The 13,675-nt window shown below is 53.5% G+C and carries 11 protein-coding genes; 8 read left to right on the top strand and 3 right to left on the bottom strand.

Annotated elements, in window-relative coordinates:
* A complete protein-coding gene (locus ACFQ0F_RS04240; RefSeq protein WP_340674715.1) occupies positions 1 to 405 on the top strand; it encodes a DUF2721 domain-containing protein in 405 nt (134 codons plus the stop codon).
* Between the two features lie 39 nt (positions 406 to 444).
* Here ACFQ0F_RS04240 and ACFQ0F_RS04235 read toward each other — a convergent pair whose 3' ends face one another.
* The 3 genes from ACFQ0F_RS04235 to ubiG form a co-directional block, all read right to left on the bottom strand.
* On the bottom strand, positions 445 to 1,182 hold the full coding sequence (locus ACFQ0F_RS04235) for a YciK family oxidoreductase (RefSeq protein ID WP_379069446.1): 738 nt from the start codon (positions 1,180 to 1,182) through the stop codon (positions 445 to 447).
* A gap of 71 nt (positions 1,183 to 1,253) precedes the next feature.
* Positions 1,254 to 1,913, bottom strand: a complete 660-nt coding sequence (locus tag ACFQ0F_RS04230) for an HAD family hydrolase (RefSeq protein ID WP_340674713.1) — start codon at positions 1,911 to 1,913, stop codon at positions 1,254 to 1,256.
* Positions 1,913 to 2,647, bottom strand: a complete 735-nt coding sequence (ubiG, locus tag ACFQ0F_RS04225; RefSeq protein WP_379069443.1) for a bifunctional 2-polyprenyl-6-hydroxyphenol methylase/3-demethylubiquinol 3-O-methyltransferase UbiG — start codon at positions 2,645 to 2,647, stop codon at positions 1,913 to 1,915. Before ubiG ends, ACFQ0F_RS04230 begins: the two co-directional genes overlap by 1 nt.
* Positions 2,648 to 2,814: 167 nt before the next feature.
* Here ubiG and gyrA point away from each other — a divergent pair, with 167 nt between their 5' ends.
* The 7 genes from gyrA to rpsA all read left to right on the top strand — a co-directional run bounded on the left by gyrA (position 2,815) and on the right by rpsA (position 13,647).
* Positions 2,815 to 5,490 carry a DNA gyrase subunit A gene (gyrA, locus tag ACFQ0F_RS04220; RefSeq protein ID WP_340674711.1) on the top strand — a complete coding sequence of 892 codons (2,676 nt, stop codon included), beginning with the start codon at positions 2,815 to 2,817 and terminating at the stop codon, positions 5,488 to 5,490.
* On the top strand, positions 5,487 to 6,566 hold the full coding sequence (serC, locus tag ACFQ0F_RS04215; protein ID WP_379069439.1) for a 3-phosphoserine/phosphohydroxythreonine transaminase: 1,080 nt from the start codon (positions 5,487 to 5,489) through the stop codon (positions 6,564 to 6,566). The genes gyrA and serC overlap by 4 nt, the downstream gene beginning before the upstream one ends.
* Positions 6,567 to 6,595: 29 nt before the next feature.
* Positions 6,596 to 7,690, top strand: a complete 1,095-nt coding sequence (gene pheA, locus ACFQ0F_RS04210; RefSeq protein WP_340674709.1) for a prephenate dehydratase — start codon at positions 6,596 to 6,598, stop codon at positions 7,688 to 7,690.
* Positions 7,657 to 8,811 carry a histidinol-phosphate transaminase gene (gene hisC / locus ACFQ0F_RS04205; protein WP_379069436.1) on the top strand — a complete coding sequence of 385 codons (1,155 nt, stop codon included), beginning with the start codon at positions 7,657 to 7,659 and terminating at the stop codon, positions 8,809 to 8,811. The genes pheA and hisC overlap by 34 nt, the downstream gene beginning before the upstream one ends.
* Position 8,812: 1 nt before the next feature.
* Positions 8,813 to 11,044 carry a bifunctional prephenate dehydrogenase/3-phosphoshikimate 1-carboxyvinyltransferase gene (locus tag ACFQ0F_RS04200; protein ID WP_379069433.1) on the top strand — a complete coding sequence of 744 codons (2,232 nt, stop codon included), beginning with the start codon at positions 8,813 to 8,815 and terminating at the stop codon, positions 11,042 to 11,044.
* A 20-nt stretch (positions 11,045 to 11,064) separates the two neighbouring features.
* Positions 11,065 to 11,790: a (d)CMP kinase gene (cmk, locus tag ACFQ0F_RS04195; RefSeq protein ID WP_379069430.1), complete on the top strand. Its 726-nt coding sequence runs from the start codon at positions 11,065 to 11,067 to the stop codon at positions 11,788 to 11,790.
* 183 nt (positions 11,791 to 11,973) lie between these two features.
* Positions 11,974 to 13,647: a 30S ribosomal protein S1 gene (gene rpsA, locus ACFQ0F_RS04190; RefSeq protein ID WP_340674707.1), complete on the top strand. Its 1,674-nt coding sequence runs from the start codon at positions 11,974 to 11,976 to the stop codon at positions 13,645 to 13,647.
* The last annotated feature ends 28 nt before the right edge of the window (positions 13,648 to 13,675 follow it).

The following is a 13,675-nucleotide window of genomic DNA, read 5'->3' as shown; positions in this document are numbered from 1 at the left end:
ATGGATATTAACGTCAGCACACCATCGATTTTATTCCCAGCAATTTCCTTGCTGTTGCTGGCGTTTACCAATCGCTTTTTGGCTTTAGCGAATCTGATTCGCCAACTCCATGATCAGTACAAGCTAAAACCTGAACCAGCCGTATTGGCGCAAATGGCACATTTGCGTCACCGCTTGCTACTGATTCGCAATATGCAAGCTTGCGGTGTGTCGAGCATGGTGATGTGTATTGTCTGCATCGGTATGGTGCTGCTTAGTCAGCCCAACTTGGCCTTGATTAGCTTTATTTTGAGCTTGCTGCTGATGTTGGCGTCGCTGGCGCTGTCACTCCGGGAGATTCTTATCTCCTATCGCGCGCTAGAGATGCATTTGGCGGATATTGAAGAGCTTCATCGCGAAGATTAGGCTCTTCAATATCGCTTTCGTCGGCGCTATGGCATTCGCTTAGCTTTTCGCCGTTAAATCAATCGATTGCCCCGTTGTGCCGCGAGCTGCTTCGCTGAGCAAATGCACATAATGGTGGGCGATAGACTCCGGTGTTTTCACCGATTCTGGATTTTCTCCTGGGTAAGCGCTGGCACGCATGCTGGTGCGAGTCGCTCCTGGATTGACGCAGTTCACCCGCACATTGCTGGTGTTTTTTAATTCATCGGCAAATAGCTGCGTTAGGCCTTCAACGCCAAATTTCGATAGCGCATAGGCGCCCCAAAATGCCCGTGCTTTGCGACCAACACTGCTGCCAGTCATGATTACACTGGCATCTGGGCTGGCTTTTAATAGCGGCAACAATGCCTGTGTGAGCACAAAAGGCGCGCGTAAATTGATACTCATGACACGATCGAAAGTGTCGGGGTCGTACATTTCCATCGGCGTGATATCGCCAAGATCGGCGGCGTTATGCACTAGGCCATCGAGGCGGCCGAATGTGGCTTGAATTTGCTCGGCTACCGACTGGCAGAGTTCAGGGTGCGCGACGCTTAAATCTAATGTGATGATGGCTGGCATAGCGCCACCAGTAGCAACGATGGCGTCGTAAGTAGCGCTTAATGTTGCCTCTTCACGGCCCAATAGCACCACCGTAGCGCCAGCCTCCGCGCTTGCAATAGCCACTGCGCGGCCAATGCCACGGCTAGCACCAGTGATTAAAATAACGCGTTCAGCTAATGCTTTCTCGACAGACATTGTGAGCTCCTAAAGGGAAATTGTTTGGGGGGCACAATAAAGCGACTCAAGGAGAGTAGCTAGTGAGGCGCCTAAAGTGTGGTCATTAGCCAGCGCGAGAAATCAGCGACTGTGGCGCAATCAATATCGGCCTGCCAGTCACTCATCTGCTCGCCATCGGCCAAATAACCCCAGCCAGCGGCAACTGTGAGCATGTCGCTACGCCGTCCAGCCTCAATATCGCGGGCATGATCACCAACATAGATACACTCACGCGCCGCAACGCCTGCGCGTGCACAGGCCAGCAGCATAGGTTCGGGATGTGGCTTGGTCTGTGTGACCTCATCGGCGCAAACCACGGCAGCGGCGCGTTGATCTAGCCCCAGAGCTTTTAATAGCGGATGAGTGAAGCGTGTTGGCTTATTGGTGACAATGCCCCATGCGATACCTTCGGCTTCAAGCGCAAGCAAAGCAGCATCTAAGCCTTCAAATACGCGGGAATGATCGGCGATATGGGCTTCGTAGTCATCGAGAAAGGCTAGGCGCAAAGGTTCTACGGCCTCACTGCCAAGCTCAGGATAAGCGGCGGCTAAGACCGCTTTAGAGCCTGCTGAGACGGCTGCGCGAATGGGTGCATAGGGCAGGGGCTGCTCGCCGCGTGCACTGCGCATGCGGCTGATGCCAGCGTAAAAGTCGGGTGCGGTATCGACTAGCGTGCCATCGAGATCGAAAAAAACGGCGGCGGGGCGCATCAATCAGCCTTCACACGCGTGCAGCCGAGCATATAGTTGACGTCGACATTTGGCGCTAGCCAATAGCGCCCAGTGACCGGGTTGAAGTGCAGGCCGGTCATGTCATTAAGCGTGAGGCCTGCCTCGCGAACCCAGCGTGCCAGTTCTGCTGGGCGAATGAATTTGCGATAATCGTGAGTGCCGCGCGGCAACATGCGCAGCACATATTCGGCTCCGACGATGGCAAATAGCCAAGACTTTGGGTTGCGATTGAGTGTGGAGAAAAACACTTGGCCGCCGGGCTTAACCAGGCGATAGCAGGCCGCCACGATCGCAGACGGATCAGGCACGTGCTCGAGCATTTCCAAGCAGGTGACGACATCAAAGCTGGCGGGCATTTCTTCTGCTAATGACTCCACCGTGCATTGGCGGTAGCTCACCGTCGTGACACCTTCTTGTTCGGCATGAAGTCTGGCCACGTTCAGCGGCGCTTCACCCATGTCGATGCCCAGCACCTCGGCACCGCGTCGTGCCATGCTTTCCGACAAAATGCCACCACCACAACCGACATCTAGCACGCGTTTGCCAGATAGCGAAACGCGCTCATCGACCCAGTTCAAACGTAGTGGATTGATGTCGTGCAGCGGCTTAAATTGCGACTGCTTATCCCACCATTGCGAGGCTAGGGCTTCAAATTTGGCGATTTCACTCGCGTCGACGTTTAGCAACGGTTTTTGCTCGGTGGCTTGTGTCATGGGTTGTATCCTTGATCTCGCAAGTAGTAGCCGCGCAGGCCAGCAGAAATGTGTGGCAAAGTATAGCCCGAAACGCTTAATTCGCGGTGGCCAAGAGTGCTACTGAATGCGCCGCTCTGTGCTAGAATCTAGCGCTTTAACGACGGCCCAAAAGAAGAGAAAACTGCATGACCGACGTTTCTAACGAAATTCAACCAGTCAATATCGAAGATGAGCTGCGCCAGTCCTATTTAGACTACGCCATGAGTGTCATTATCGGCCGAGCCTTGCCCGATGTCCGTGATGGCTTGAAGCCGGTGCACCGCCGCGTTTTATTCGCGATGAATGAGCTCGGTAACGATTGGAACAAGGCTTACAAGAAGTCGGCGCGTGTCGTCGGCGACGTCATCGGTAAATATCACCCGCACGGCGACACTGCCGTCTACGACACTATCGTGCGTATGGCACAGCCGTTCTCGCTGCGCTATTTGCTCGTCGATGGTCAGGGTAACTTCGGTTCTGTTGATGGCGATAACGCCGCTGCTATGCGTTACACCGAAGTGCGCATGACTAAGCTCGCCCACGAGCTGCTCGCCGATCTCGACAAAGAAACTGTCGACTGGGTGCCTAACTACGACGGTACCGAGATGATTCCGGCCGTTATGCCCACGCGCATCCCCAACCTCTTAGTCAATGGCTCCAGCGGCATCGCTGTTGGCATGGCGACGAATATTCCGCCGCATAATATGAGCGAAGTGGTCAATGGCGTGTTGGCCTTGCTCGATGACCCTGATCTCGATGTCGATGGCTTGATGGAGCATATCCACGGCCCAGACTTCCCAACGGCTGGCTTCATTAATGGTCGTGCGGGCATTATCGAGGCCTATCGCACCGGTCGTGGCCGCATCTATATGCGTGCCCGTCATCATATTGAGATCGATGCTAAAACCAATCGCCAAACTATTGTTTTCACTGAGATTCCTTATCAGTTAAACAAAGCCCGCGTGATTGAGAAAATCGCGGAGTTGGTGAAAGAGAAGAAAATCGAAGGTATCTCAGAGCTGCGTGATGAGTCCGATAAAGACGGTATGCGTATCGTCATCGACTTAAAGCGCGGTGAAGTTGCCGAAGTTGTGGTTAATAACCTGTTTGCTCAAACCCAGCTGCAAGGCGTGTTTGGCATCAATATGGTGGCGATCGACGAAGGTCAGCCTAAGATCATGAATCTTAAGCAGATCCTCGAGGCGTTTATTCGTCACCGCCGTGAAGTCGTTACCCGCCGCACGGTGTTTGAATTGCGCAAAGCGCGTGAGCGCGGCCATATTTTGGAAGGTTTGGCGGTAGCACTGGCCAATATCGATCCTGTCATTGCGCTGATTAAAAAATCACCAAGCCCAGCTGAGGCCAAAGAGCGCCTTATGGCAGAGGCTTGGCTGCCTGGTGCAGTGCAGGGCATGTTGGAGCGCGCAGGTGATATCAACGCTTGTCGCCCAGATGGCCTAGCCAATGGCATGGGCTTTATTGCCGATCGCTACAAGTTGTCGCCTGAGCAAGCACAAGCTATTTTGGACCTGCGTCTGAACCGTTTGACCGGCCTTGAGCAAGACAAATTAGTATTTGAATACAGTGACTTATTAGAGAAAATTAAAGCATTAATGCTGATTTTGGCGGAGCCAGAGCGTCTGCTCAATGTGATTCGCGAAGAGCTGCAAGAAGTGCTGAGCAATTACGGTGATAAGCGCCGCACTGAGATCATTGCTACGCGCTTAGATTTGACGCTTGAAGACCTCATTACCGAAGAAGATGTGGTGATGACTTTGTCGCATACCGGCTATGCGAAGATTCAACCAGTCAGCGATTATCGTGCGCAACGCCGTGGCGGCCGTGGCCGTTCAGCGACAGCAATGAAAGATGAAGATTATATCGAGCATTTACTGGTCGCCAGTACCCACGACACCGTGCTCTGCTTCACCAGCGCCGGCAAAGTCTATTGGCTAAAAGTGTACGAGCTGCCGCAAGCCAGTCGTGGTTCGAAAGGCAAGCCCATCGTCAACATCCTGCCGCTAGTCGAAGGCGAGCGCATCACCACCATTCTGCCATTGCGCGAATACCCAGAAGGCCATTTTGTCTTTATGGCCACTGGCGATGGCACAGTGAAAAAAGTCGAAGCACAAGCTTTCTCACGCCAACGTACAGCGGGTTTGATAGCTATCGATCTAGTCGGCGACGATGTTCTGATTGGCGCTGCCGTTACCGATGGCGAGCAAGACATCATGCTCTTCAGCAACGAAGGCAAAGCTGTTCGCTTCCATGAAAGTGATGTCCGCTGCATGGGCCGTACTGCCATGGGCGTGCGCGGTATTCGCTTAGGTGAAAAAGCCAGCGTTGTCTCACTTATAGTTGCCAACTCTGAAGCTTATGTTTTAACCGCATCTGCCAATGGCTTCGGCAAACGTACCGCCGTCACTGAGTTCCCTACGCATAAGCGCGGCGGCCAAGGCGTGATCGCCATGCAAACTAGCGATCGCAATGGCGAGCTAATCGGTGCTGTGCAAGTAGTCGACAGCGATGAGCTGATGCTGATTTCCAACCAAGGCACCTTGGTGCGTACACGCATTAGCGAAGTCTCGGTGTTATCGCGCAATACTCAAGGCGTGACGCTGATCAAGCTAGGCAAAGAAGAAAGCCTAGTTCGTACGGTTCGCGTTGATGAAATTGAAGATGACGGTCTCGACGAAGATGGCAATGTCATCGAAGCGAGCGCTGTTGAGCTACCTGATGTCGAGGCGGCCAATGTTGATGTAGCTGAAGATTCCCAAGACCCCGCAGCGGATGATTCCGCTATCGATGAGAGCGCGCAATGAGCCGAGCGTTTAATTTCTGTGCAGGACCGGCAGCTTTACCTGAAGCCGTACTAAAGCAAGCTCAGCAAGACCTTGTCGATTGGCATGGTCGCGGCTGTTCGGTTATGGAGATGAGCCATCGCGGCGCGGATTTTGTCTCTATTGCCGAGCAGGCAGAGCAAGATCTCCGCGATTTGCTGGCCATCCCTAGCAATTATAAAGTCTTATTTTTGCAGGGCGGGGCATCGCAGCAGTTTGCTCAAGTGCCAATGAATTTGCTCGCGGGCAAGGCCTCTGCGGACTACGTTTGCACCGGCGTTTGGTCGGAAAAAGCCATTGCTGAAGCGAAAAAATTTGGCGGCGTAAACGTTGTTGCTACTGATGTCGCCAATAATTTCCGCGCGGTGCCGGCATTTGCCGATTGGCAGCTGGATAAAAACGCTGCGTATTTGCACTACACGCCAAACGAGACCATTCACGGCGTCGAATACGACTTTATTCCACAAGTTGATGTGCCGTTGGTTGCCGATTATTCATCGAGCATTCTTTCCGAGCCACTTGATGTGTCGAAATTTGGCCTGATTTATGCCGGCGCACAGAAAAATATCGGACCAGCCGGCATTGTTGTCGTCATCGTTCGTGAAGATTTACTCGGCCATATGATGCCCGGCATGCCGACCATGCTCGACTACGCGGTGGCTGCCAAAAACAGCTCCATGTACAACACGCCACCCACATACTCTTGGTATCTGTCTGGCCTAGTGTTCCAGTGGCTAAAAGCGCAGGGCGGTTTAGAGGCCATGGCCACGCTTAATGCACGTAAAGCCGCTAAGCTTTATAGCACCATCGACACTAGCGATTTTTATGCAAACCCAGTGGCTATTGCTAACCGCTCACGGATGAATGTGCCGTTTACCTTGGCCGATGCCAACTTAGACAAAACCTTCTTAAAAGAAGCTGAAGCGCTTCAGTTGCTGAACTTAGCAGGCCACCGCTCAGTCGGCGGTATGCGCGCCAGCCTCTATAACGCCGTGTCAGAAGCTGCGGTGGATGCCTTGATTGATTTCATGGGCGATTTTGAACGGCGCTACGGCTAAGCCTGCGCGCCCATCACGGAACTAGCCCGATGACTGAAACCTTGCCCAGCCTCGATGACGTGCGCCAAAGCATTGATCGTCTCGATGGTGAAATTCAAACGCTAATCAGCGAACGTGCGCGTTGTGCACAGCAAGTCGCGCATATCAAATTGCGCGAAAGCCCTGAAACTACGGTGTTTTATCGCCCAGAGCGCGAAGCTCAGGTGCTGCAAAAGGTCATGGCGCGTAATGCCGGGCCTTTGCACCCTGAGACCATGGCGCGCTTGTTTCGCGAAATCATGTCGGCGTGTTTGGCGCTCGAGCACACACTCAATATCGCGTTTTTAGGCCCCAACGGCACTTTCACGCAAACCGCTGCGGTGAAGCATTTCGGCCATGGCGTAAATACCTCGCCTTTAGCGACTATCGATGAAGTTTTCCGCGAAGTCGCCGCCGGCTCAGCCGACTATGGCGTGGTGCCCGTAGAAAACTCGACCGAAGGCATGGTCAGCCATACACTGGATTCGTTTTTAAACTCCAACTTACGCATTATCGGCGAAGTTGAACTGAGAATTCACCATCATTTATTGGTTGGCGAGGGCACAAAAACTGAGTCTATTTCGCGCATTTACTCGCACCAGCAGTCATTGGCGCAGTGCCGCCAATGGTTAGATGCCAATTTCCCGCGTGCCGAGCGTGTGGCGGTGTCGAGCAATGCCGAGGCTGCACGCCGCGTTAATGGCGAATGGCATTCAGCGGCGATTGCTGGCGAGACTGCCGCTGAGATTTACGGCTTAAAGCAGCTGCATCAGCGCATTGAAGACAATCCCAATAACACCACGCGATTTTTGATCATTGGCCGCGAGGCGGTTAGCGCTAGCGGTACGGACAAAACTTCAATCATCATCACCGCGAAAAACCAGCCTGGTGCATTGTTTACTATTCTTGAGCCGTTTCATCGGCGCGGTATCAACTTAACGCGCATTGAAAGCCGCCCGAGCAAGCATGATATTTGGACTTATGCCTTTTTTATCGACTTCGAAGGCCATCAAGACGACGCCGCTGTGCAGGAAGTCATGGCAGAGCTTGAGCCGCGCATGCGCGAGGTAAAATGGCTGGGTTCTTACCCGAAGGCAGTGCTGTAATGACCAGCTTTTTGCAGCAAGCCCGCGCAGGCGTTCAAGGCCTAGCGCCTTATCAGCCCGGCAAGCCAGTGGATGAGCTTCAGCGTGAGCTGGGCCTTGCGCGTGTGGTGAAATTAGCCAGCAATGAAAATCCGCTAGGCCCATCGCCTAAGGCGTTGGCTGCTATGCAAAAAGCCTTGGCAAATCCACTAGAGCTAGGGCGCTACCCAGACGGCAGCGGCTTTCGCTTAAAACAAGCGATTTCTCAGCGCTTTGGCTGTGCGCTTGAGGCCATCACGCTCGGTAACGGCTCAAATGACCTGCTCGATATTATTGCTCGGGTATTTTTAGGCGAGGGCGATGAAGCCATTTACGCCCAATACGCCTTTGCTGTGTATCCGCTCAGCGTGCAGGCCGTTGGTGCCACTGGTGTTTGCGTGCCAGCACTCGATTATGGTCACGACTTAACGGCAATGGCTCAGGCCATTACCGCTAAAACCAAAGTCATTTTTCTCGCCAACCCGAATAACCCAACCGGCACGTGGTTCGCTGAGGCGGATTTTCACGCTTTTATGGCAGCAGTTCCGGCACATATTGTGGTTGTTCTCGACGAAGCTTATTGCGAGTTCGTTAGCGACCCAGCCGCACTCAATGGCCTAGCGCAACTCGGCCGATACCCGAACTTGATCGTGACGCGCACCTTGGCGAAAGCCTATGGCTTGGCGTCTTTACGCGTGGGCTATGGTGTGGCTAGCGTAGAAATTAGCGGTCTGCTTAACCGTGTGCGCCAGCCGTTTAATGTTAATAGCCTCGCTTTAGTGGCTGCTGAAGCCGCTATTAATGACGATGAATTCGTGCAAAAAACGCGCGAAATTATTGCAGCTGGCATGGCGCAATGGCAGGCTGCAACGAAGGCATTTAACCTCACCAGCATCCCATCACGCGGCAATTTCCTCTGTGTTGATATGGGCACTGAAGCCATGCCAGTCTTCCAGGCGCTGTTGCGTGAAGGAGTGATTGTGCGGCCCGTGGCGAACTACGGCCTACCCAGTCATTTACGTATATCCATCGGCACGGAAGAAGAAAATAACTTTGCAATTAATGGCTTATCCCGTGTTCTTGATGCTCAGGTGAAGGCTTAATATGCAGCGCTGGCCACTGCGACAAGTCGCCTTTATCGGCCTAGGCCTCATTGGTTCGAGCTTGGCTCGGCTGATGCGCGAGCGCGGTTTAGTCGAGCGCATCACCGCGTCTAGCCGAAGCCAACAAACACTCGCCACTGCACAGCAACTCGGCATTATCGATATTGGCTATAGCAATCCGGCCGATGCCGTTCGCGGTGCCGATCTGGTGATTTTGGCCATGCCCGTGAATGCAACGGAAGCCGTGATGGCAGCGATTAAGCCAGCACTCAGCAGCAGCGCCATTGTCACCGATGTTGGCAGCACCAAAGGCAATGTGATCGCGGCAGCCAAGGCGGTTTGGGGTCATGTGCCCGAAAATTTCGTGCCTGGCCACCCAATTGCGGGCTCTGAGCAAAGTGGTGTTATGGCCGGTAGGGCAGACCTATTCTCTGCGCATAAAGTCATTCTGACGCCGCTGGAGCACACGCGAGCTGAAGCTGTCGCGCTGGTCACGGCCGTTTGGCAGGCCGCTGGTGCCGACGTGATGACCATGAGCGTGACGCAGCACGATGCTGTGCTTGCGCGCACCAGCCATTTACCGCATTTATTGGCCTTTTCTCTGGTCGATACCTTGGCGCAAGAATCAGACAACCTCGACATTTTTCGGTATGCTGCCGGCGGTTTTCGCGACTTCACCCGCATTGCCGCCAGCGATCCACTCATGTGGCACGACATTTTCCTGGCCAATCGCGAGGCAGTACTTAGCGCATTAGATGCGTTTGAGGCTGGCACCAAGCGCCTGCGCGAGGCCATCACTACCGAAAACGGCGATGCTTTGCTGGGTGTTTTTACCCGCGCGCGCGCCGCTCGAGAACACTTCACTCATATGTTGGCCGGTACGGCCTATGCTAAGTCCATGACCCAAAATAAAGAATTGCGTTTCACTGTTGAACCCGGTGGCACTTTCACTGGCCGTGCTCGCGTGCCTGGCGATAAATCTATCTCGCACCGCTCCATCATGCTGGGCTCGATAGCCGAAGGCATCACGGAAGTCTCTGGCTTTTTAGAAGGCGAAGATGCACTCGCTACGCTACAGGCTTTCCGCGATATGGGCGTGGTCATTGAAGGCCCCAATGAAGGCCGTGTGCGCGTCCATGGCGTTGGCTTAAATGGCCTAAAAGCGCCGCCAAGTACGATTTACGTCGGCAACTCGGGCACGACCATGCGCTTACTCTCAGGCCTATTATCAGCCCAAGCATTCAACTCGGTGCTTACTGGCGATGCGACACTGGCAAAACGCCCTATGGAGCGCATTGCCAAGCCATTACGCCTGATGGGTGCCGATATTCAGACTACCGGTGAGCGCGGTACACCGCCAGTGACCATCACCGGCAATACCAAACTCAGCGGCATTCACTACGATTTACCCGTGGCCAGCGCGCAAGTGAAGTCTGGCGTGCTGCTCGCAGGCCTATGGGCGGATGGCACTACTTCAGTCACTGAGCCGGCACCCACACGTGACCACACCGAGCGCATGTTGCGTGGCTTTGGCTATGACGTGAAAACCGATGGCGCGACAGCCTCGTTGCAGGGCGGCGGTAGCTTAAAGGCCTGCAAAATAGATGTGCCTGGTGATATCTCTTCGGCGGCGTTCTTTTTAGTGGCGGCCAGCATTGCGCCAGATTCTGATCTAGTGCTTGAGCACGTAGGCATGAACCCCACACGCGTTGGTGTGATCAATATCCTGCGCGCCATGGGCGGCAATATTGAAGTGCTTAATGCCCGTGAAGTAGGCGGCGAGCCTGTAGCTGATTTGCGCGTGCGCAGTGCTGAGCTGCAGGGTATCGACATTCCAGAAGATCAAGTGCCGCTAGGCATTGATGAGTTTCCGGCATTATTTATCGCCGCTGCTTGTGCCAATGGCGTTACAACGCTCACCGGCGCCGAAGAGCTGCGCGTAAAAGAGTCTGATCGTATTCAAGTCATGGCTGATGGCCTATTAACACTAGGTGTTAGTGCCTTGCCTACCGTCGACGGCATTGTCATTACTGGCGGCCCGATTAGTGGTGGCGAAGTTATCAGTCATGGTGATCACCGCATTGCCATGGCGTTTGCAGTCGCAGGCCTGCGCGCCACTGACACGATCACGATCCGCGACTGCGCCAATGTCGCTACCAGTTTCCCCGACTTTATTGGTCTTGCACGCCGTTGTGGCCTGCGTATTCGCGCTAGCGAACACGACCTTCATTAAGCTTTAGAGTAAAGCCACGCATGAGTGATGAAATTAAGCGTCAAGCAGTCCCAATTTACGTGCCTGTGATTGCTATCGACGGCCCTAGTGGCTCAGGCAAAGGCACTATTGCGCACCGTGTCGCTTCGCGCCTAGGTTTCCATGTTCTCGACTCCGGCGCTTTGTATCGCCTATTGGGCGCAGCTGCTAAGCGCCATGCCGTATCCATTGAGAATGAAGCCGCACTGGAAGTTTTAGCCGCTCATTTAGATGTGCAGTTCACTGTTGATGCACAGGGTGAGGCTGTCATTTTGCTCGAAGGCGAAGATGTTAGCCGTGAAATTCGCACAGAGGAGGCTGGTCGAGTCGCCTCGCAAGTCGCCGTTTTGCCAAAAGTACGTAATGCCTTATTGGCACGCCAGCAAGCATTTCGCGAAGCACCTGGCTTAGTGGCCGATGGCCGCGACATGGGCACTGTGGTATTTCCCAATGCCGATCTTAAAATTTTCCTTACGGCCTCAGCCGAGGCGCGCGCCGAGCGGCGCTACAAGCAGTTGCTTGAAAAGGGCTTTGGTGCTAGCCTCGCCGCCCTAATAGACGACATCCGCGCCCGTGATACACGGGATACGGAACGTAGCATCGCGCCGCTTAAGCCGGCCGATGGTGCCTTAGTGTTAGATAGCACTGATTTAGGCATAGATGCAGTCGTTCAGCGTGTATTTGATGAGGCCAAAAAAGCGCCTGCGCTGGCAAAATTTTTGATTTAAAAGCAGTGGCTTAAGGCTGCTACTTAAAGTACTAGCGCATAGCCATCGCCTGATGCCTATGCTGTTGGCGGATTGGCAAGTGACGACTACCAGTATGGTTGCTGCCAATTCTTACCCCCATAAACCCGTCGGAGCTGGTCCGTCGGCTGAATATAAGTGCCACCCTGGCACTGGAAGGATTACATGACTGATTCATTTGCCGCCCTGTTTGAAGAAAGCTTAGTTTCCCTAGATGTAGAGCGTGGTGCTCTAATCAAAGGTACCGTTGTTGCCATCGATAGTGATTGGGTAACGGTCGACACTGGCTTGAAATCCGAGGGCGTCATTGCCCGTGAAGAGTTTTTGAATGATCGCCGCGAGCTAGAAGTCGCTGTAGGAGATGAAGTAGACGTTGTTGTCGATGCACTCGACAACGGCATGGGCTACACCCTGCTGTCACGCGAAAAAGCTAAACGCGCCGAAACCTGGATTCGCTTAGAAAAAATCTTCGAAGCCAGCGAAATCGTCAAAGGCATCATGTCTGGCAAGGTTAAAGGCGGCTTCACCGTCGATATCGGCTCTATTCGTGCGTTCTTGCCTGGTTCATTGGTCGATATTCGCCCAATCCGCGACACAGCACACTTAGAAGGCCGCGAGCTTGAGTTCAAACTCATCAAGCTTGACGCTAAACGCAACAACGTTGTGGTGTCACGCCGCGCTGTGATGGAAGCTGAAAGCTCCGCAGAACGCGAACAACTACTGGCCAATCTACAAGAAGGCCAAGTGGTTAAAGGCATCGTGAAAAACTTGACCGACTACGGCGCATTCGTCGACCTCGGCGGCATCGATGGTCTGTTGCACATTACCGATATGGCCTGGAAGCGCATCAAGCATCCAAGCGAAATCGTTGAAGTGGGCACTGAGCTGACCGTGAAAGTGCTGAAATTTGACCGCGAGCGCAATCGTGTGTCCTTGGGTCTGAAACAGCTGGGCGAAGATCCATGGTTAGCATTGATGGGCCGTTACCCTGAAGGTACACGCGTCCAAGCCAAAATCACCAACCTTACCGATTACGGCTGCTTTGCTGAAATCGAAGAAGGCGTGGAAGGCCTCGTGCACGTTTCGGAAATGGATTGGACCAACAAAAACATCCACCCATCGAAAGTCGTACAAATCGGCGACGAAGTGGAAGTTATGGTCTTGGACATCGACGAAGTTCGTCGTCGCATCTCCTTGGGTATCAAGCAGTGCCGCGAAAATCCATGGGATGCCTTTGCGCGTCAACATGAGAAGGGCGAGAAAGTTGCCGGTAACATCAAGTCGATCACTGACTTCGGTATCTTCATCGGCCTCGACGGCGGCATCGATGGTTTGGTTCACCTCTCCGATATTTCGTGGAATGAGCCAGGCGAAGAAGCTGTTCGTAACTACAAGAAGGGCGACCCAATCGAAGCCACTATCTTGTCGGTTGACCCAGAGCGTGAGCGTATCTCTTTAGGCATCAAGCAATTAGAGCGCGATCCATTTGGTGATTTCGTGAACCAGTTCGACAAAGGCGCCATCATCAAAGGCACCGTGAAGTCGGTTGACGCTAAAGGCGCAACAATCGAAGTCATGGACGGTGTGGAAGGCAGCTTGCGCGCTTCTGAACTGAGCCGCGATCGCGTTGAAGATGCCACTAAGCATCTGACTGTTGGCGATACTGTTGAAGCTAAAATCATTAGCATCGATCGTAAAACCCGCTTAATCAGCCTGTCGGTGAAAGCCAAAGACGAAGCTGATGACCGCGAAGCTATCAATAACCTGAAAGATCAGCCAGAAGATGCCGCTGGTCCTAAGACCATTGGTGACTTGATCAAGGCCCAAATGGGTAACTGATCTTAGCGATTTGTGGTAAAAATAAACG

Origin of the sequence: Paraperlucidibaca wandonensis (genome assembly GCF_042677145.1) — a bacterium.
Taxonomy (GTDB): Bacteria; Pseudomonadota; Gammaproteobacteria; order Pseudomonadales; family Moraxellaceae; genus Perlucidibaca; species Perlucidibaca wandonensis.
The sequence above is the reverse complement of the archived record's forward strand: the minus strand, read 5'-3'. Positions and strand labels throughout refer to the sequence as shown.